The sequence below is a fragment of the Peribacillus muralis genome, assembly GCF_001439925.1.
Lineage (GTDB): Bacteria > Bacillota > Bacilli > Bacillales > DSM-1321 > Peribacillus > Peribacillus muralis.
Map to the genome: position 1 here is coordinate 422,180 of NZ_LMBV01000001.1, position 20,166 is coordinate 442,345.

Below are 20,166 nucleotides of genomic sequence, written 5' to 3' on the forward strand. Positions count from 1 at the left end.
AGTGGTGTATACAGGAGGATTGTCAAAATGGAAACGATTCTTTCTTTCTTACCGAAAACAATATACGAGCAGCTCCAGGGTATGACACCGATGATGATCGAAAAAATGGAAGAGCTGCGAATACGGATTGGAAGGCCGCTTGAGGTCATTATAGGTGGGGAACCCTTCTTCTTTTCATATGCAGTGACCAAAACGGACGCAGATCAATTATTGAACCAAATAGGTCAATTTTCGTTGTATACGCTTGAGGAAGAATTAAAGCGAGGATATATAACCATAGCTGGAGGCCATCGAGTTGGTCTTGCTGGCAAGGTGATCCTGGAAAATGGAGCGGTCAAGGCTATCAGGGATATTTCCTCATTCAATATCAGGGTTGCCCGTGAAAAAGTGGGTGTGGCAGAGCCGCTTACTTCATATTTATATAATGGGGAATGGCAGCATACATTATTGATCGGTGCTCCGCAAACAGGAAAAACGACCGTGTTACGGGATATTGCAAGAATGATATCCAGTGGAAATGAAAAGAGGGGGATTGCTCCGCAAAAGGTGGGAATTGTGGACGAGCGCTCGGAAATAGCGGGCTGTGTTCATGGCGTGCCGCAGCTTGAATTTGGAACAAGACTGGATGTCCTCGATGGATGTCCCAAAGCGGAAGGAATGATGATGATGATCCGTTCGATGTCCCCGGATGTATTGGTTGTGGATGAAATAGGCCGCGCAGAAGATACACAAGCAGTGCTCGAAGCGGTGAATGCAGGCATTAAACTCATGATCACAACACATGGCCATACACTGGATGAAATAAAGAAGCGTCCCTTTATCGCACAAATAGTAAAACAAAACATCTTTGAACGCTATATTGAATTACAAAGAACAAAAACCGGGATGAGAAGCTACAAAGTCCTCGATGCAGATGGGCTTCCTCTATTCTCGGGTGAACGTGTGAACCCGCATGTTTAAGTTGGTGGGTGCAGCGATCATCATCATAGCCACGACATGGGCAGGGTTCGAGGCTGCCAAAAAATTGAGCATGAGGCCGCGGCAGCTGAGACAGCTGAAAGTCGCCCTGCAATCACTTGAAGCCGAAATCATGTATGGTCATACACCTTTGCAAGAAGCAGCAAGGAAGCTTTCCAAGCAGCTGGCAAAACCCTTATCCATCTTTTTCGATACATTCGCCAATCGTCTCCAGTCAGGTGAGACGACCGTCAAGGAAGCTTGGGACGAGAGCCTGAAGAAAATATGGCAATCCCTGGCCTTGAAGCAGGGGGAGTTCGAAATCCTTTCACAGTTTGGGGAGACGCTTGGAAAAAGCGATAGGCACCATCAGCAAAAGCAAATCATGCTGACGATGGCACACTTGGAACGGGAAGAGAACGATGCCCTCGACCGACAGGGGAAGTATGAAAAAATGATGAAAAGTCTTGGTTTTTTAACAGGTTTGTTATTGATCATCTTGCTGATGTAGTTTATGTGGGGGGGAATGAAAATGGGCATTGATGTCGACATCATATTTAAAATTGCGGGTGTGGGGCTTGTTGTAGCCTTTCTACACACGATACTCGACCAGGTTGGGAAGAAGGAGTATGCCCAGTGGGTGACACTTTTCGGATTCATCTATATTTTATTCATGGTCGCATCTGTAGTGGAGGACCTATTCCAAAAAATTAAATCTGTATTCCTATTTCAGTAAGGGGGGATTGGCGATTGAAATCATAAAAATCGTAGCCATTGCCCTAGTTGCCACCTTTCTGGCCTTGATCGTCAAGGAGCAAAAACCAAATTTGGCATTCCTGCTCATCGTTTTTGTAGGGTGCTCCATTTTCCTTTTTTTAGCTGATAAAATTTACGAAATCATATTGATGTTAGAAAAAATTGCAGTGAATGCCAATGTAAATACGGTATATCTAGAGACCATCTTAAAAATAATCGGAATTGCCTATATTGCTGAATTCGCTTCCCAAATCACGAAAGATGCCGGACAAGGCTCGCTCGCTTCCAAAATAGAATTAAGCGGAAAAATCTTGATTCTGGCGATGGCAATCCCGATCTTGACGGTCATTATCGAAACGATTATTCAGATGCTCCCGAGTTAATGGATTATTCCTACTAGTCAATGAGGTGAATGTATGAAGCAGCGGATGCCTTATTTATCAATTCTATTCATTTTACTCTTTTTTTTGCATACATCTATTGGACAAGCTGCCGAAAATCCAGAAAATGGTGAAAGCGTTCAAGAGCCGATCATGCAGTCAGAACTGGTACAAGCCCAGATCGAAAGACTGGGAGTCGATGAGCTTAAACAATATTGGGATAACATTATCACGGAATATGGGGGCTTCCTGCCGGAAAGCCAAAAAGGGAGTTTCATGGATTTTGTAAGTGGAGAAAAGAAATTCTCCTTTAACCAATGGCTAAAGGGCATTACAAAATTCATTTTTCATGAACTGCTCGTCAATGGTAAACTGCTGGGTTCACTCATCTTGTTAACCGTTTTCAGCATGTTTTTGCAGAACTTGCAGAATGCATTCGAGCAAAGCTCCGTAAGTAAGGTTGCCTATGCAATCGTTTATATGGTGCTGATCATTCTCGCGCTCAACAGCTTTCATGTCGCGATTGAATATACAAAAGACACGATAGATTTGATGATTTCCTTTCTGATGGCGCTCATCCCCCTGCTTTTGGCTTTGATAGCCGCGTCAGGCGGGCTTGTATCAGCAGCTTTCTTTCATCCGGTCTTAATGTTTTTGATGAATACGAGCGGCATCCTGATCCAATACGTCGTCCTCCCATTATTGTTCTTTGCAGCGATTTTAAGCATCGTCTCAACATTGACAGAACATTATAAAGTAACACAGCTGGCCCAGCTTCTCCGTAACTTTGCCATCGGCATCCTTGGAGCGTTCATGACCATATTCCTTGGCGTCATCTCCGTTCAAGGGGCATCCTCCGCTGTAGCGGACGGAGTGACGATCAGAACGGCCAAATTCGTGACAGGTAATTTCATACCAGTAATTGGACGCATGTTCACCGATGCAACGGATACGGTCATTAGTGCCTCCGTCCTTCTGAAAAATACGGTCGGCCTGTCAGGTGTCATCATTCTCTTGCTCATAACTACATTCCCTGCCATTAAAATCTTAATGATTTCTTTTGTCTATAAGTTGGCAGCAAGCCTTTTACAGCCTCTTGGCGGCGGTCCGGTAATAAAATGCCTGGACATCATCAGTAAAAGTATGATTTATATTTTTGCGGCCTTGGCCATCGTTTCACTCATGTTCTTTTTAAGTATCACGGTAATCATAGCCTCTGGAAACATTACACTGATGGTTCGTTAGAAAGGAGGAGGGTAGGGTGAGTTTTTTAGCTGGCTGGGTGTCCAATATTATCGTATTCGTATTGCTCGCCACTGTAATCGATATGCTTCTTCCCACTTCAGCTTTACAGAAATATGCCAAAATGGTCATCGGACTTTTACTGATTGCAATAATCATCACTCCTATATTGGGATTATTCAATAAGGATTTCGACGAAATTTTATCTGCCGCCACAAGCGAATTTGAAGATCAGAAAAAAAAAGATTTGGGAAATTTGACAGAAATGAAGAAAAAAGAAATACAAGCTACCCAGGGTGCATATATTTTAAAACAAATGGCTGTTGACTTACAGGCAGGTGTGGAAGAGGAGCTGATGAAGGATTATAACATGAAGATTAGCGAGATTAATGTAGGGGTCAAGAATGAGGAAAACCCAAGCGTGGAAAACTTGCAAAATATTACTATATCTTTGGAAAAGGCAGAAACGAAAGAAGACACTTCGATAGAGGCAGTGGCAAAAATCGAGATTAACGCAGAGAGTCCATCACCTTCAAACGATGCCAATCTGGATGCGGTCAAAGGTTTTCTGGCAACAAGTTGGTCTGTCGATAAAGAGATCATTGAAATCGCCGGGGAAAGGAAGTGACTTAAGTAGTGAACAAAGACAAAGGTCCATTATCCTGGCTGCAAAAACTATTGAATAAAGATCCTGACCAAAAAGAGCCAAAGGAAAAAAAACCTTCCCTGTATGTCTATGCTTTAATCGTTGTCCTTTTGGGAGCAGGAATTATGATGGCCGGGAATTTGTTAACCACCAACCAGACGGGACAAACATCCGACGTGAAGACGGTATTCAATAATAAGCAAGCTGATAAGGACGATGTTGAAACATTCGGCCAGAAGAATCAATCCGAATTCAAGTCGACGAAGGATTATGAAATATACCTTCAAAATGAAATGAAGGAAGCACTGGAATCGATTGCTGGTGTCCAGGATGTAAAAGTCATAATCTACGTCGATGCTTCCGAGAAAAAAGTATATGAAAGAAATAAGGTCACCCAGAAGCAAGTCACCGAAGAAACCGATCAGGAAGGCGGCAAAAGGACGGTCGAGGATACATCGGTGGATGAACAGCTCGTTTTGGTCAAAAGTGGCGAAAAAGAGGGACCGATCATTTCCGAAACAAAAAAACCTAGTGTAAGGGGAGTCCTGGTAGTCGCTAAAGGGGCCGAAAACATCCAAATCAAAAAGTGGATCATTGAAGCTGTCACGCGATCACTTGATGTACCGAGTCATAGAGTTTCTGTCATGCCTAAAAAATAAGGGGGAAAATTCACATGTTATTAAAAAAGCAAACGGTTTGGTTATTGACTATGCTAAGTCTGGTCGTCGTCCTTTCAGTCTATTATTTAACAGCTCCTGAAGAAAACGCTGCCGACATGACGGCAACGGAGCAAGCGGAAAAGGCAGAAAATAAGGATAACAAAGCTGACACAAAAGTTGAAAATAAAGGGAACAAAGAAACATCCAAAAATGCAGAGGGTTCCTCAGTTACGATAGCATCAGGTGATGAGTTCGAATCGTTAAGGATGCAAATTGAGGATGAACGCGCGAAGCTACATGAAGAATTGACTGTGAAAATGGGTAACACAGATTTGTCCGCTGAAGAAAGAGACGAAGCGTATGCCAAAATCGAACAATTAAGTGAAACGAAAGTTAAAGAGAACATCATAGAAAACTTAATCGTGGCCATGGATTATAATGCTGCACTCGTTCGGGTGGACGGAACGGATGTCAAGGTGAGCGTCAAGGCTGATAAGCAAACAAAAACAGAGGCCAATAACATTATCCGCCTAGTACGAAAAGAAGTGAACGATGCACAAAATGTAGTGGTCGATTTCCAACCTGAAAAATAAGCCAGAAAAAAGTGCTGATACACAACAGCCCCAGTTTGAAGATTTCCCTTTATAAAAAAAAAGGGATCTTTTTTTTGTTTTATTTTTTATGTGCGAATGCGGTGTATATTTTAGAGGAAAAGCTTTTTTATGGGAATTAAGATTGGAAAATCAACAAGACATCAAGATAATACTTTTCTAGAAAAACAATTTAACAAACAGTTGCTGCTATTTCCTAAAGGTAATCGGAGAAAAAATAAGCGGTAACGCGTAGGGGCCAAAGGATATAGAATTCACAATATTGTAATAAAGGTGTAGAATGGAAGTATGGATATCAAGTTGCAACTAATCTATCATTGAATTTGTATAAGCTAATATTGTATGATGTTAGAAGCTGGTCATAAACTTTTCGATTCTCTAAACGAAACAATATTTTGAGAAAGTGAAATCCCTGTTGTAATACAGGAAGTGTTCACTCGTGTTTTCGCTTTCGGGTGGATTAGCGGCTTTCATCTAGCAGAATTGGACAAGATAGGGATGAGCTAAGGGTAAAAGGGTATAGCATGTTACATAAAATATTATTGCCTCACAACTCATATTAAATTAGACAAGGGGTGCACAAAATGAAAGTGCAAGAAATTCGTGAAATTATCAAGCTAGTCGATCAATCCAATATCAGTGAATTCGTTTATGAAAATGAAGGAACGAAAATAAAATTGAAAAAAACTGAAACGGGTACAGCCATCCAACAAGCAGCTTCTCCGAATGTTGTTCAAAACAATGCAGCTGTTGAGGTCAAGCCTGCCGCTGCTCCTGCGGTGCCACAGGCTATCGAACCGGGAAAACCTGCTGCTGCCGTCACTGAACGGGAAAATTTACATAAAATCACGTCTCCGATGGTAGGGACATTTTACCAATCGCCTGCACCGGATTCTCCGGCCTACGTAAAAGCAGGTAGTAAGGTGACAAAAGATTCGATTGTCTGCATCGTCGAGGCGATGAAACTTTTCAATGAAATCGAAGCCGAAGTTAGCGGTGAAATCGTTGAAGTCCTTGTAAAAGAAGGACAACTTGTCGAATATGGTCAACCATTATTTTTAGTAAAGCCGGAATGAGGAGCTGTTTTTAAATGATTAAAAAGGTATTGATTGCCAATCGCGGGGAAATTGCTGTCCGAATCATCCGGGCATGCAAGGAACTGGGAATTGAGACGGTAGCGGTCTATTCAGAAGCCGATAAAGAAGCGTTACATGTCCAAATTGCCGATGAAGCATATTGCATCGGTCCCAAACTATCAAAAGACAGTTATTTAAATACTACGAATATCATCAGTACAGCCAAGAAAACGGGATCGGATGCAATTCACCCTGGATATGGCTTCCTTGCTGAAAACGCCAGCTTTGCTGAGCTTTGCCGTGAATGCAATATCATATTCATTGGTCCAAGCCCTGAAGCCATCAGTAAAATGGGAACAAAGGACGTAGCTAGGGAAACGATGCGCAAAGCTGGTGTACCGATCGTTCCCGGTTCCAAAGGCATCATTAAGGATACGGATGAAGGTGTAGCCCTTGCTCAGGAAATGGGGTATCCAGTCATCATTAAAGCCACTGCCGGCGGCGGCGGTAAAGGCATCCGGGTTGCCAAGAACGAAGAAGAACTCGTTAAAGGCATTAACATCACGCAACAGGAAGCCGCGACAGCATTTGGTAATCCTGGTGTGTATATTGAAAAATTCATTGAAGACTTCAGGCATGTTGAAATTCAAGTCATGGCTGATAATCATGGCAATGCCATCCATTTAGGTGAGCGGGATTGTTCGATTCAACGCCGCTTGCAAAAGCTGGTTGAAGAAACTCCATCTCCTGCACTGGATGGTGAAACACGCGCAGAGATGGGGCAGGCTGCAGTTACGGCTGCTCTTGCCGTTAATTACTCAGGAGCGGGTACAGTCGAATTTATTTATGACCATGTGAATAGAAAATACTACTTTATGGAAATGAATACACGTATCCAGGTGGAACACCCAGTTACGGAAATGGTGACGGGAGTGGATCTGATTAAAGAACAGATCAAAGTCGCTTCTGGTGACAAACTATCGCTTTCACAAGAGGATGTTACTTTTAACGGTTGGTCCATCGAATGCCGCATCAATGCGGAAAACCCGGAAAAGAATTTCATGCCTTCCGCTGGGAAAATACTTATGTATTTACCTCCAGGTGGGTACGGGGTTCGGGTGGACTCTGCAGCATATCCTGGATACTCGATACCGCCATATTATGATTCGATGATTGCCAAATTGATTGTCCACGCCCCGACGAGGGATGAAGCGATCGAGAAAATGAAGCGCGCTTTAGGTGAGTTTGTCATTGAAGGAATCAGTACAACCATTCCTTTCCATATTAAGTTACTTCAGCATGAACAATTCGTATCCGGAGAATTTAATACCAAATTCCTTGAAATATATGATGTAATGAACTCATAATGTAAAGGAAGACAGGAGGTGCTTTTGAATGAGTGAAATGGAAGGCCAATTACTCGAAATGAATGATTATAATAGCGGACTGGGAAAAGTGGAGATTGCACCTGAGGTGATAGAGGTAATAGCGGGCATTGCTGCATCGGAAGTTGAAGGTGTTGCACATATGCGTGGGAATTTCGCTACTGGTGTAGTTGAAAAGCTTGGTAAAAAGAACCACGGTAAGGGCGTTAAAGTGGATTTGACTGGAGAGTCGATCAAAGTCGAACTTTATTGCGTCATGAAATTCGGTGTTTCAATTCCGAAAGTCGCTCAGGAAGTGCAAGACAACATTCGTGAAGCTTTGTTGAACATGACGGCCATCGATGCTGGAGAAGTGAATATCCATGTTGTTGGTATAGCGTTCGAAAACGCGAAACAAGAAGCGGATTATGAGCAAGAAGTGTAAGTGGCATCATTCGATTCACACCTGCAGAAACCCGGCAAAAAGCCGGGTTTTTGTTTTTTGAATTTTAGCTTGAGGATTGCTTCGCTTTCGGAAAGCGAGCCGGCCTGATAATATTATGGTAAATGAACATAATAAGGCGGTGACTGGAAGTTTCCCTTTAATTCAAGGGTGATTTCTGTTAGAGTGTAAAAGGTGAAATATGAGCATGAAAGCAAGGCAAGCGCTTTTTTTGACACTTTCAAAAAGGACGGGATCATGGCCTGAGAGATTAATCAAGTTGATTATGTCTTTTGCCCTTTGGTTTTGTGAAATTTAGGTTAATTACGAAGAAACATGCCGTATATCTTAATATTTTTGAAAAAATGTTATTAAATGTTCGTTTGTTCTGGCATTTTCATATATAATAGTAGATGTTAAAGGAGTAAGATTATGAAAAGAAGAGTAGCCCGTGAAAAATCCCTTCAAGCACTATATCAGATAGATATTGCCAAGTCCAATGCAGACGAAGCAATGGAAAGCGTATTGAATGGCGCTCCTACTGATGCATATTTCAAGCAATTAGTGATGGGGATTACGGAAAATCGAGAACAGCTTGATGGAATGATCAGGGACAATTTAGAGAATTGGACGTTGGAAAGATTGGCGAACATTGATCGGAATTTACTGCGGATCGCGATTTATGAAATGGTTCACAGTGAAGATGTTCCTGTAAGTGTTGCAATGAATGAAGCTATTGAAATTGCTAAGAAATTCGGTGATGATCAATCGAGCAGCTTTGTAAATGCCGTTTTATCCAAAGTGAAGGTGAAAAGCGACAGCTAAGGCTGCAGTCCTGAGCCATGAATCTCTCGGCAATTTCTTTAGCAAAAACAACTTGGGAGGAATTTACACATGTCAGCTCAAATCATTAATGGTAAAGAAATTGCAGAGGCTGTTAGACAGGAAATCAGTAAGGAAGTACAGCAACTACGCGAAAAAAACATGGTCCCGGGATTGGCTGTCATTCTTGTAGGTGACAACCAAGCATCACAAACATATGTTCGCAATAAGGAAAAAGCTTGTAAAGACTTGGGCATGCATTCTGTATTGATCAAAAAGCCTGCAGAGCTATCTCAGGAGGAATTAATGCGCAGCATCGATGAATTGAACGCGGATGACAGCATTCACGGTATATTGGTGCAGCTGCCATTGCCTGGACATATTTCTGAAAAAGCGATCATTGAAGCGATTTCCCCCGAGAAGGATGTGGATGGGTTCCATCCGATCAATATCGGCAGGATGATGACGGGGCAGGATGCTTTTTTACCTTGTACGCCTTACGGGGTCATGGTGATGCTCGAGCATATTAACTATGACCTCGAAGGTAAGCATGTTGTCATAGTCGGAAGAAGTAATATCGTCGGCAAACCAGCCGGACAATTGTTTTTAAATGCGAACGCAACCGTTACATACTGTCATTCAAAGACAAAAGACCTTGCTTATTATACGAAGCAAGCTGATGTCGTTGTGGCGGCAGTCGGAAAGAGGGACACGATTACAAGTGACCATATTAAGGAAGGTGCGGTCGTCATAGACGTCGGCATGAACAGGAATGATGAAGGGAAACTTTGCGGCGATGTATCGTTTGATGAAGTGAAACATAAAGCTTCATACATCACACCTGTTCCAAAAGGCGTTGGTCCCATGACGATTACGATGCTTATGAAGAATACGGTCAAATCTGCTCAAAAAGCACTTGAACAGAGAAAATCAGCACTAAAAAGCTGAAAAAAGCGTTAAATCATTTAAAGAAGCGGACCTCTTGTTTTATAATAACGGGAGACCGCTTTTTTCCATTTATAGATTTAATTAAGGTTTATGTGTAACCTATAGGTGAGCTTTCTTTATATCCGATTTTCGTCGGAAGGAGACATGATATGAGTAATCAACAATATTTGAGCGTGTCGGCTTTAACGAAGTACATTAAAAGGAAGTTTGATGCTGACCCGCATTTGCAAAATGTATACATAAAAGGCGAAATCTCGAATTTTAAACAACATTCAAGCGGTCATATGTATTTTACGCTAAAGGATGAGAAGGCCCGCCTCTTGTCCGTTATGTTTGCCGCCAATAACAAAGGGATGAAATTTCTGCCCGAAAATGGAATGAAGGTCCTTGTAAAGGGTGATATTTCATTATATGAAGCGAGCGGACAGTATCAGCTTTATGTGAAAAGCATGGCCCCGGACGGTGTGGGCGATTTGTATCTTGCTTATGAACAGCTGAAGAAAAAGCTGGAGGAAGCCGGTTTGTTCCTGGCCGACCATAAGAAACCGATCCCACATTACCCTAAAACAGTAGGAGTGATCACTTCTCCGACTGGAGCTGCATTAAGAGATATCCTAATAACCATTAAGCGGCGATATCCTATTGCAGGGATCATCGTGTACCCGGCGCTTGTTCAAGGGAATAATGCCGCTAAATCGATTGCTAAAGCGATTTCGATGGCTAATGCAAGGGCGGAAAGCGATGTGCTCATAATCGGAAGGGGCGGTGGGTCGATTGAGGAGCTATGGGCTTTTAATGAAGAAATAGTGGCTGAATCGATCTATGATTCCGATATACCGATCATTTCTGCCGTCGGACACGAAACCGATTTTACGATTGCCGATTTTGTCGCTGATATGCGGGCCCCAACACCGACCGGGGCAGCAGAGCTAGCGGTTCCTCATTTGAATGAAATACTTGAACGTCTGATGAACCGCAAAAACCGCTTGACCCGCTCGATTCGTGAGGCGGTCAATTTTGAACGCACCAAATTGACGAGAATGGAGAGGGCCTATGCTTTCCGTTACCCGCATAAGATGTATGAACAGAAGCTTGAACAGCTCGACAGGACGAAGGACATGCTTTTGAAGACAAGTGCACGTTATTTCTTGAAAAAGAGAGATGAGCTGAACAAGCTGAACGATATTCTTAAAAAGCAGCATCCTGAACAAGCGGTGAAAGACGGTAAAGAGGAGTTGCGACAGCATGAAAAGGTTTTGCGGAGGGCGATGGAAGCGATCTATCGCCAAAAATCACAACAGTTCGTTCATATGACGGCCACGTTGTCTGCACTCAGCCCTTTAAAAATCATGGAACGGGGATATGGATTGGTGTTCACTGGGGATGAAACGCTCGTGAAAAGCACGCAGCAGGTATCCGTTGGGGAAAAAATAGCTGTTTCCATAAAGGATGGCACTCTTGAGTGTGAAATTAAAGAGATAAAGGAGCGAATTGAACCATGACAAAAAAACAAGAAGCTACATTCGAAGAGGCAATGGAGAATCTCGAGAAAATTGTGGAACAGTTGGAAGAAGGCGATGTGCCCCTGGAAGAAGCCATCTCCATTTATAAACAAGGAATGGACTTATCCAGACTTTGTCATTCGAAGCTTAAGGCAGTGGAAGATCAGCTGACGCAAATTCTACGCGAAGACGGGGAACTTGAAAACTTCGTTGTAGTACAGGAGGAAGAATAACATGAGTACAACATCCTTCGACCTGTTTTCTAAAGAATATAAGGCAATAATCGAAATGGAAATCATTGAATACGTGAAAAGGCTTGAAGCCCCGGCTGTGGTGAAGGAGGCGATGGCTTATTCACTTGCAGCGGGTGGAAAAAGAATTCGCCCTTTATTGGTTTTTGCGGTGTTGGAAGCATTCGGGAAAAACTTACGGAAGGGAATTCCGGCTGCGGCTGCGCTTGAAATGATCCATACATATTCTTTAATTCATGATGATCTTCCGGCAATGGATGATGATGATCTCCGCCGCGGAAAACCGACGAACCATAAAGTATTCGGTGAGGCGGTAGCTGTTCTGGCCGGGGATGCCCTGCTTACATATAGCTTTCAAATGATATCTGACATGATCGATCCCGAGGTGACGGCTGAAATGAAGCTGGCCCTAGTTAGCCTCATTGCCAAGTCTGCTGGAGCCGAGGGGATGGTCGGCGGTCAAGTTGCCGATATGGAAGGGGAGGATAAGCAGTTGACCCTTCAGGAACTGGAATATATCCATGAACATAAAACAGGCAAGCTATTGACGGCAAGCATCCTTTCGGGGGCCATATTATCAGGCGCGAATGAAGAACAGCTTCTGCATTTGCGTGACTTCGGCTATCATCTGGGGCTTGCTTTTCAGATTCGGGATGATATTCTGGATATTGAAGGGTCTGTCGAGTTGATCGGCAAGCCGGTTGGCAGTGATGCGGGGAATCATAAAAGCACATATCCTTCATTGCTTACGCTGCAAGGGGCGAAGGAAAAGCTCAAACACCATATTGACCTTGCTCATGCCTCATTAGGAAAAACGGCCCTGCAAACCGGATTGTTAAATGAATTGACGGATTTAATAGCCACCCGTGACCATTGATTGTGGCTAAATTTGTTATCAATTGAAGTTTTATGGTATACTCATTGTGCAAAAATATGTGAATATCAATACTGCTTTTTCTAATTTTGATACGTGATAAAATAGGTAAATGAAGCCGCCGAAATCACCTGGGTGTTGGCGGCTATTTTTAACTTAAAACCAATTTTTCGGTCAAGTCTTCCATATAGCCATCTTCATCAGGCTTTGTTTTGCCTTCAACCGAAAATGACAGAAAGTGAGTGGTCCTGTTTGGATCTTCTATCTATAAAAGACCCTTCTTTTTTAAAGAAGCTGAATAATGAAGAACTAGCCGAGTTAAGTGTGGAGATACGTAAATTCCTTGTGGAAAAATTATCGGTCACCGGCGGTCATATCGGTCCTAATTTGGGTGTAGTCGAATTGACGATTGCCTTGCATAAGGAATTTGACAGTCCGAATGATAAAATTCTGTGGGATGTCGGGCATCAATCATATGTCCATAAAATCCTCACGGGCAGGGCTGGCGAGTTTGACACCTTAAAGAAGTATAAAGGGCTGTGCGGCTTTCCAAAAATGATTGAAAGTCCTCATGATGTGTGGGAAACTGGCCACAGTTCCACTTCCCTTTCAGCTGCGATGGGCATGGCCGCTGCCCGTGATATCAAAGGTGAAAAAAGTTTCATTTTACCTGTAATCGGTGACGGAGCCCTTACAGGCGGAATGGCACTTGAAGCATTGAATCATATCGGTGACGAAAAAAAGGACATGATCGTCATACTGAATGATAATGAAATGTCGATCGCCCCTAACGTTGGCGCATTACACACCGTATTGGGAAGATTGCGGACAGCAGGTAAATATAACTGGGCAAAAGATGAATTGGAATTGCTCTTGAAAAAAATTCCTGCCGTGGGAGGAAAGCTTGCTGCTACTGCTGAACGCTTAAAAGATAGCATGAAGTACTTATTGGTTTCAGGAATCTTTTTCGAAGAACTCGGCTTCACATACCTTGGCCCGGTCGATGGCCATAATTATGAAGAACTGCTGGAGAACTTAAGATATGCGAAGAAAACGAAGGGACCGGTCCTGCTGCATGTCATCACCAAAAAAGGCAAGGGCTATTCCCCGGCAGAATTGGACACTACAGGAAACTGGCATGGGACAGGCCCGTATAAGATCGAAACAGGTGATTTCGTCAAATCCCCTAGTAAAGGTCCTGCTTGGAGCGCCCTTGTAAGCGATACTGTCAGCAGACTTGCCCGTGAGGACGAGCGGATTGTCGCCATTACGCCTGCAATGCCGGTCGGTTCAAAACTGGTAGGGTTTGCTCAAGAATTCCCGGAGCGTTTCTATGATGTGGGGATTGCCGAGCAGCATGCCGCCACTTTTGCAGCTGGGCTGGCCACGCAAAAGATGAAACCATTTTTGGCCATTTATTCTACATTTCTCCAAAGGGCCTATGACCAAGTGGTACATGATATTTGCCGTCAGAATTTGAATGTATTCATCGGCATCGATCGTGCCGGGTTGGTTGGCTCCGATGGGGAAACGCATCAAGGCGTTTTCGATATCGCTTTCTTACGCCATGTTCCGAATATGGTATTGATGATGCCAAAAGATGAAAACGAAGGTCAGCATATGGTCAATACGGCCATAAGCTATAATGATGGCCCGATCGCTATGCGCTTCCCGCGTGGAAATGGCTGGGGCGTTGAGATGGATAATGAATTAAAGCAAATACCGATCGGATCATGGGAAGTTCTTAAAGAAGGAACGGATGCTGCGATCTTAACGTTCGGTACAACGATTCCGATGGCTCTTGAAGCTGCAGAATTGCTGGAAAAAGAGGATTATTCCGTTAAGGTGATCAATGCCAGGTTCATTAAGCCACTGGATGAGAAGATGCTAAGCAGCCTTCTTGGTGAAAAAATGCCGATTTTGACTATAGAAGAAGCCGTGCTACAGGGTGGCTTTGGGAGCTCTGTACTGGAATATGCTCATGATCAGGGCTTTTATGGAGCGATCATTGATCGAATGGGTATACCAGATTATTTCGTTGAGCATGGCAGTGTCGATGAACTGCTGGAAGAAATCGGCTTAACGACCGAGACAGCCATTAAAAAGATTAAAATGATAACACCTAAAAAAGAAAAAAGGGCCTGACAATATGAAAGTTATGAAAGAAAGAGTGGATGTATTACTTGTAGAACAGGGCTTGGCGGATACACGTGAGAAAGCGAAGCGGATGGTTATGGCCGGTCTTGTCTACGCGAACGAAGAAAGGTACGAAAAACCGGGGGAAAAGGTGTCTGTCGAGCTTGAATTTACGATTAAAGGAAAAGTCATGCCTTATGTTTCTAGAGGTGGGCTGAAGCTAGAGAAAGCCTTAAAGGAATTCGACTTGCAAATCGACGGGAAGATCCTCCTTGATATCGGATCATCAACGGGGGGATTCACCGATTGCGCGTTGCAAAATGGTGCGACAATGTCTTATGCACTTGATGTCGGCTATAATCAACTTGCTTGGAAGCTTAGGCAGGATGAGCGCGTAAAAGTGATGGAGCGGACCAATTTCCGCTACGTTACACCAGCAGATTTGGACGGAGAGATGCCGAACTTTGCCAGCATTGATGTTTCGTTCATCTCGCTCACGTTAATTCTACCTGTGCTTAAGACCCTGCTTGTTCCGAATAGCGACGTCGTTGCACTGGTTAAACCGCAATTCGAAGCTGGAAAGGACCAAGTGGGCAAAAAAGGGATCGTTCGTGATCCTAAAATTCATAAGCAGGTGCTGGACAAGATCATTTCTTTTGCAAAAGCGGAAGGGTATGATATTTTGGATGGCTCCTTCTCACCCATTACTGGTGGCGATGGAAATATTGAATTTCTGCTGCATTTATATTGGCAAGGATCCAAAGAGGATGGAGACATCAGGCTCTCAAAAACGGTTGATGACATCGTTTTGGAAGCACATGCTCAGTTTAAAAAAGAATAGCTCGAACGTTGGATGGCTCCTTTGGCTGATTGGTTGGCTAAAAGGAGCTTTTTACCTTTAAACGGGAGAATAGGGATAGATGGAAACACATTCTGGACAAAAAGCATCAAACATTGAAAACGCAAAACAAGCAATTTCGATAAAAAGTTGTACAATTGCATAAAAATCCGCTAACATTAATATCGACGACGACTTATGAGAGCGGTCTTTTTGACGTACGGATGACTGCTAAGCCGTATAAAATCGAAAGCTTTATCTTTTGATATGAAAGTGATGGTCATGACCATTGCATGAACAACAGTTGAGAAGAGGTGCTTCTGCTTATGAATAAAGGACAACGACATATAAAAATTAGGGACATTATCACCAATAATGATATCGAAACCCAAGATGAATTAGTTGAAGAGCTGAAATTAGCTGGATATAACGTGACTCAGGCCACCGTTTCGCGCGATATCAAAGAGCTCCATCTTGTAAAGGTTCCGTTAACGGACGGAAGGTATAAATATAGCCTGCCTGCCGATCAACGCTTCAATCCGCTTCAAAAATTAAAGAGAATCCTCGTAGATGCTTTTGTACGCATTGATGCGGCGAACAATTTACTCGTCATGAAAATGCTTCCTGGTAATGCACAGGCGATCTGTGCATTGATTGATAATTTGAATTGGCATGAAATACTCGGGACGATTGGCGGCGATGATACGTGTTTGATTATTTGCCGTTCTGAGGAAGATGCAAAGATCATTTGCGATAAATTCTTGGACATGCTCTAATAATGTTGTGAGGTGACCTCGTTTGTTAACAGAACTATCGATTAGGAATTTTGCGATCATAGACAGTCTGTCCGTTTCATTTGAGAAAGGCTTGACTGTCTTGACCGGTGAAACAGGGGCAGGTAAATCAATTATTATAGATGCCGTCCATCTTTTGGTTGGCGGGCGTGGTTCGGCAGAGTTTATTCGGCATGGCGAGTCAAAAGCAGAAATAGAAGGTTTATTTCAAATCGATGATCAGAAACATCCGGTCTTTGCCAAGGCTGAAGAATTTGGCTTGGACATGAATGATGGGATGGCCATTCTCCGAAGAGATATTTCGCTCAGTGGAAAAAGTGTATGCCGGGTAAATGGAAAACTGGTAACGATTGCCATTTTGCGCGAAATAGGTCGGACGTTGATTGATATTCATGGTCAGCATGAACATCAGGAATTAATGGATGAGCGACTTCATCTGCCACTGTTGGATCAGTTTGGCGGTGAAAAAATAGCATCCGCGCTTACCGAATACCAAAAGCTATATAAACGTTATGAATCCGCTTCGAAACAATTGAATGATTTAAGTCAGAATGAACAGCAAATGGTCCACCGCCTTGATTTGATCCAATTTCAATTCGATGAAATCCAGAAGGCCGATCTGAAACTTCAGGAAGATGAACAATTGACGGAAGAGCGGAAAAGAATCAATAATTTTGAGAAGATCCATGAAGCGCTGCAAACGAGCTATAATGCTTTAAATGGTGAGCAGCATGCAATAGATTGGCTCTCGGTTGCCATGAATAACATGGAAGAGGCGGCAGGGCTCGATGAGGAGTTAAAAGACAGCTCAGAGATCGTCTCCAATAGTTACTTCCTGCTTGAGGAAGCTGTGTCGAACATCCGAGATCAGTTGGATTCCTTGGATTACGATACGGAACGTGTTGAATTCATTGAAAGTCGCCTTAATGAAATAAACCAATTGAAACGTAAATACGGGAGGACCATCGAGGAAATCCTTGAATATGGTGCAGGCATTGAGGAAGAAGTCGAAAAACTGCTAAATAGGGAAACGCATATAGCGAAGCTTGAAAAGGAAATGAAATCGATTAAAGCCGATTTGATCGTTGAAGCAAAGAATTTGTCTGAATTGCGGCAAACCTTCGCCCGACAGCTTACAAAGAAAATCCATCAGGAATTAAAAGATCTATACATGGAAAAAACAATTTTCGAACCTCATTTCCATCAAACTGCTTATACGTTCGATGAATTGTCAGATAAGGGCATTAATCAGTCAGGGCTGGATTTTATGGAATTTTACATTTCCACCAATCCAGGCGAGCCATTGAAACCTCTCTCCAAAATTGCTTCGGGCGGTGAGCTTTCGCGGATTATGCTGGCGCTGAAAAGCATTTTTTCCAAGCATCAGGGCATCACCTCGATTATATTCGATGAGGTGGATACTGGTGTAAGCGGTCGGGTTGCCCAATCCATTGCCGAGAAGATTTATAAAGTGGCTATGGGTTCTCAAGTCTTGTGCATATCTCATTTGCCACAGGTGGCGGCCATGGCGGATACTCACCTTTTCATTGCCAAAAATGTCAGGGCTGGACGCACGAATACCTCCGTTAAGCCTTTGATTGAAACGGAAAAAATAAAAGAAATTGGCAGGATGATTTCAGGAGTCGAAATTACCGATTTGACGAAGCAGCACGCCAATGAATTAATTCAGCTGGCCAAAAGGCTGAAAATCACATCTTGATCGGCCTGTACGAAGGTTATTTAAACTTATCATCGGCATTCATTGTAAAGCTATCCAAAAACGGATAGCTTTTATTTTTTGCGCCTGTTATAAATGACTGTCATGAGGGCTAAATTATAGGTGTAGCCATAAAGTTTCAGAGAGCGAGGAGAGTGAATGGATTGAAATTTATATGGATAAAAAGAATCATCGGTGGAATTCTCCTTGTTTCGCTATTAACATTAGGGTTATACCAGCCATCTCGTGAATATTTTTTAATTCCAAATCATCTTGTACTATTTGAAGGAAGTCAATATAGTATTTCCAAATCATTGCCTGTTTCTGCAAAAACTTTAAACTCCAGTGACGGGATTTCTCTTCATGATGAACAAGCTTCCATTACGCTTGGTGCCGAGAAACCAGGTACGAATGAAGTATTGCTTGATGTGGCAGGATTGCCTGCCAAAAAGGTCGACATTAGGGTGTTGAAGGACTTTAGAGTCATGCCCGGAGGCCAATCAATCGGGGTGAAACTTAATACTCTTGGCGTGCTCGTTGTAGGTCATCATCTTATTGATACTGTGCAAGGGAAAAAATCACCAGGAGAGAAAGCGAAAATTGAAATTGGTGATATCATTACAGAAATCAATGGTCAGACGATAAAGAAGATGGGGGATGTTACCCCTTTTGTTCAGCAGGCAGGTGAAAAGGGAGAAGCGCTGAAGCTTGTCATCAACCGTGATAACGAAGTGCTTCATAGTACCCTTTTACCTTTAAAAGATAAGAACGAAGGCACATACAAATTGGGTTTATATATCCGTGATTCGGCAGCTGGCATTGGAACGATGACCTTTTATCACCCGGATTCGAAAAAATATGGAGCATTGGGACATGTTATTTCTGATATGGACACGAAAAAACCGATTGTTGTAAAGGATGGGCAGATTGTTCAGTCGACGGTCACATCCATTGAAAAGGGAAGCAACGGAGATCCAGGAGAGAAATTGGCACGCTTTTCGTCCAACAAAGAAAAAATAGGAAATATCAATCGCAATAGTCCCTTTGGGATTTTTGGAAAATTGAATCAAGATTATAATAACGGGATTAATGACAAAGCACTTCCCATCACCCTTTCCCATGAGGTAAAGGAAGGGCCAGCAAAAATCCTGACTGTGGTGGATGGTTCCAAAGTAGAGGAATTCGATGTGGAAATCGTCAGTTCCATTCCGCAAAAGTTTCCTGCAATCAAAGGAATGGTCTTAAAAGTGACGGATAAAGAATTACTTCAAAAAACAGGTGGGATCGTTCAAGGTATGAGCGGCAGTCCTATCATACAAAATGGGAAATTAATCGGTGCAGTCACCCATGTATTTGTTAATGATCCTACTAGTGGGTATGGAGTCCATATTGAATGGATGTTAAACGAAGCCGGTATCAATATATACGACAAAGATAATTATGAAAGAGCAAGCTGAAGAACCGGGCATCCTTTTGGATGCTCTTTTCTTTTTTTTGATTAGCAACGGCAAATTCATTGGCAGAAAAGGAAAGGGGAGGAATTTCAGGAGGTTTTATTCAAAATATAGAGGTTTTTTTGAAACGGTATGATAAAATGAAAACGATGTAAAGATTTTTCGACAATCGCTTTATTCGAATAGCAAACGAAGTCGAAAACAAGAGATATCCGGAGAATAATATTGAATTCCTTATATTTTTTCAAAAATAAAAGGAATTTAGTTTCCATTGTCGAAAAGTTCAATTACAATAGAATTTAGTCATATAGAAAAAAAGACCAATTGTAGTTGAGGAGGAAATCAAGCGTGAAAAAAATTAAGGTATGCGTTGTAGATGATAATAGAGAACTTGTTGGCCTTCTGGAAGAATACATTTCTGCACAGGAAGACATGGAAGTAATTGGGGTGGCACATAACGGTCAAGATTGCTTGGGGATGCTTGAAAGCGTTGATCCCGATATATTGATCCTCGACATTATCATGCCTCATTTAGATGGGTTGGGTGTCCTTGAAAAACTTCGTGAAGTAAAACGGGGTGCTATGCCTAACGTAATTATGCTTACTGCCTTTGGTCAAGAAGATGTCACGAAAAAAGCAGTTGATTTGGGCGCGTCTTACTTCATCCTGAAGCCTTTTGATATGGAAAACCTGGCCA

Annotated in this window: 22 protein-coding genes; all 22 read left to right on the top strand. The window is 42.7% G+C overall.

Going from position 1 to position 20,166, the window contains the following annotated elements; genetic code table 11:
- Window positions 1-27: 27 nt before the first annotated feature.
- Window positions 28-960, top strand: a complete 933-nt coding sequence (gene spoIIIAA, locus ASU00_RS02050) for a stage III sporulation protein AA (protein ID WP_057911768.1) — start codon at window positions 28-30, stop codon at window positions 958-960.
- Entirely contained in the window at window positions 953-1,468 is a 516-nt protein-coding gene (gene spoIIIAB, locus ASU00_RS02055; RefSeq protein ID WP_057911769.1) for a stage III sporulation protein SpoIIIAB, read from the top strand. The genes spoIIIAA and spoIIIAB overlap by 8 nt, the downstream gene beginning before the upstream one ends.
- Before the next feature lie 21 nt (window positions 1,469-1,489).
- Window positions 1,490-1,693 (top strand): stage III sporulation protein AC, encoded by a 204-nt coding sequence (spoIIIAC, locus tag ASU00_RS02060; RefSeq protein WP_034308319.1) that lies wholly within the window; start codon window positions 1,490-1,492, stop codon window positions 1,691-1,693.
- A 7-nt stretch (window positions 1,694-1,700) separates the two neighbouring features.
- The gene (gene spoIIIAD / locus ASU00_RS02065) at window positions 1,701-2,096 is read left to right on the top strand and encodes a stage III sporulation protein AD (protein WP_100531630.1); all 396 of its coding nucleotides are present in this window, start codon (window positions 1,701-1,703) and stop codon (window positions 2,094-2,096) included.
- A gap of 33 nt (window positions 2,097-2,129) precedes the next feature.
- Window positions 2,130-3,338, top strand: a complete 1,209-nt coding sequence (gene spoIIIAE, locus ASU00_RS02070) for a stage III sporulation protein AE (protein WP_057911770.1) — start codon at window positions 2,130-2,132, stop codon at window positions 3,336-3,338.
- 16 nt (window positions 3,339-3,354) lie between these two features.
- Window positions 3,355-3,963 (top strand): stage III sporulation protein AF, encoded by a 609-nt coding sequence (gene spoIIIAF, locus ASU00_RS02075; protein WP_057911771.1) that lies wholly within the window; start codon window positions 3,355-3,357, stop codon window positions 3,961-3,963.
- Window positions 3,964-3,971: 8 nt separating this feature from the next.
- On the top strand, window positions 3,972-4,640 hold the full coding sequence (gene spoIIIAG, locus ASU00_RS02080; protein ID WP_057911772.1) for a stage III sporulation protein AG: 669 nt from the start codon (window positions 3,972-3,974) through the stop codon (window positions 4,638-4,640).
- Between the two features lie 14 nt (window positions 4,641-4,654).
- Window positions 4,655-5,233, top strand: coding sequence for a SpoIIIAH-like family protein (locus tag ASU00_RS02085; protein WP_057911773.1), 579 nt, complete (start codon window positions 4,655-4,657; stop codon window positions 5,231-5,233).
- 602 nt (window positions 5,234-5,835) lie between these two features.
- Complete coding sequence (gene accB, locus ASU00_RS02090) at window positions 5,836-6,327, top strand: acetyl-CoA carboxylase biotin carboxyl carrier protein (protein ID WP_057911774.1); 492 nt, start codon at window positions 5,836-5,838, stop codon at window positions 6,325-6,327.
- Window positions 6,328-6,341: 14 nt separating this feature from the next.
- Window positions 6,342-7,694, top strand: a complete 1,353-nt coding sequence (accC, locus tag ASU00_RS02095) for an acetyl-CoA carboxylase biotin carboxylase subunit (RefSeq protein ID WP_057911775.1) — start codon at window positions 6,342-6,344, stop codon at window positions 7,692-7,694.
- 37 nt (window positions 7,695-7,731) lie between these two features.
- The gene (locus ASU00_RS02100) at window positions 7,732-8,136 is read left to right on the top strand and encodes an Asp23/Gls24 family envelope stress response protein (RefSeq protein ID WP_222620245.1); all 405 of its coding nucleotides are present in this window, start codon (window positions 7,732-7,734) and stop codon (window positions 8,134-8,136) included.
- A 429-nt stretch (window positions 8,137-8,565) separates the two neighbouring features.
- Window positions 8,566-8,958 carry a transcription antitermination factor NusB gene (gene nusB / locus ASU00_RS02105; RefSeq protein WP_057911776.1) on the top strand — a complete coding sequence of 131 codons (393 nt, stop codon included), beginning with the start codon at window positions 8,566-8,568 and terminating at the stop codon, window positions 8,956-8,958.
- A 69-nt stretch (window positions 8,959-9,027) separates the two neighbouring features.
- Complete coding sequence (folD, locus tag ASU00_RS02110; RefSeq protein ID WP_057911777.1) at window positions 9,028-9,903, top strand: bifunctional methylenetetrahydrofolate dehydrogenase/methenyltetrahydrofolate cyclohydrolase FolD; 876 nt, start codon at window positions 9,028-9,030, stop codon at window positions 9,901-9,903.
- Window positions 9,904-10,052: 149 nt separating this feature from the next.
- Window positions 10,053-11,405: an exodeoxyribonuclease VII large subunit gene (gene xseA, locus ASU00_RS02115; RefSeq protein WP_057911778.1), complete on the top strand. Its 1,353-nt coding sequence runs from the start codon at window positions 10,053-10,055 to the stop codon at window positions 11,403-11,405.
- A complete protein-coding gene (xseB, locus tag ASU00_RS02120) occupies window positions 11,402-11,638 on the top strand; it encodes an exodeoxyribonuclease VII small subunit (RefSeq protein WP_057911779.1) in 237 nt (78 codons plus the stop codon). The genes xseA and xseB overlap by 4 nt, the downstream gene beginning before the upstream one ends.
- Window position 11,639: 1 nt before the next feature.
- On the top strand, window positions 11,640-12,533 hold the full coding sequence (locus ASU00_RS02125) for a polyprenyl synthetase family protein (RefSeq protein ID WP_057911780.1): 894 nt from the start codon (window positions 11,640-11,642) through the stop codon (window positions 12,531-12,533).
- Window positions 12,534-12,782: 249 nt separating this feature from the next.
- Window positions 12,783-14,675, top strand: coding sequence for a 1-deoxy-D-xylulose-5-phosphate synthase (gene dxs, locus ASU00_RS02130; RefSeq protein ID WP_057911781.1), 1,893 nt, complete (start codon window positions 12,783-12,785; stop codon window positions 14,673-14,675).
- Window positions 14,676-14,679: 4 nt separating this feature from the next.
- The gene (locus tag ASU00_RS02135) at window positions 14,680-15,507 is read left to right on the top strand and encodes a TlyA family RNA methyltransferase (protein WP_057911782.1); all 828 of its coding nucleotides are present in this window, start codon (window positions 14,680-14,682) and stop codon (window positions 15,505-15,507) included.
- A gap of 323 nt (window positions 15,508-15,830) precedes the next feature.
- Window positions 15,831-16,280: a transcriptional regulator AhrC/ArgR gene (gene ahrC, locus ASU00_RS02140; RefSeq protein WP_057911783.1), complete on the top strand. Its 450-nt coding sequence runs from the start codon at window positions 15,831-15,833 to the stop codon at window positions 16,278-16,280.
- A gap of 22 nt (window positions 16,281-16,302) precedes the next feature.
- Window positions 16,303-18,018 carry a DNA repair protein RecN gene (gene recN / locus ASU00_RS02145; RefSeq protein WP_057911784.1) on the top strand — a complete coding sequence of 572 codons (1,716 nt, stop codon included), beginning with the start codon at window positions 16,303-16,305 and terminating at the stop codon, window positions 18,016-18,018.
- A gap of 161 nt (window positions 18,019-18,179) precedes the next feature.
- Window positions 18,180-19,472, top strand: coding sequence for a SpoIVB peptidase (gene spoIVB / locus ASU00_RS02150; protein ID WP_057911785.1), 1,293 nt, complete (start codon window positions 18,180-18,182; stop codon window positions 19,470-19,472).
- 345 nt (window positions 19,473-19,817) lie between these two features.
- Window positions 19,818-20,166 (top strand): response regulator (locus ASU00_RS25960; protein WP_236712562.1); only part of this gene is annotated, 349 nt, incomplete at its 3' end.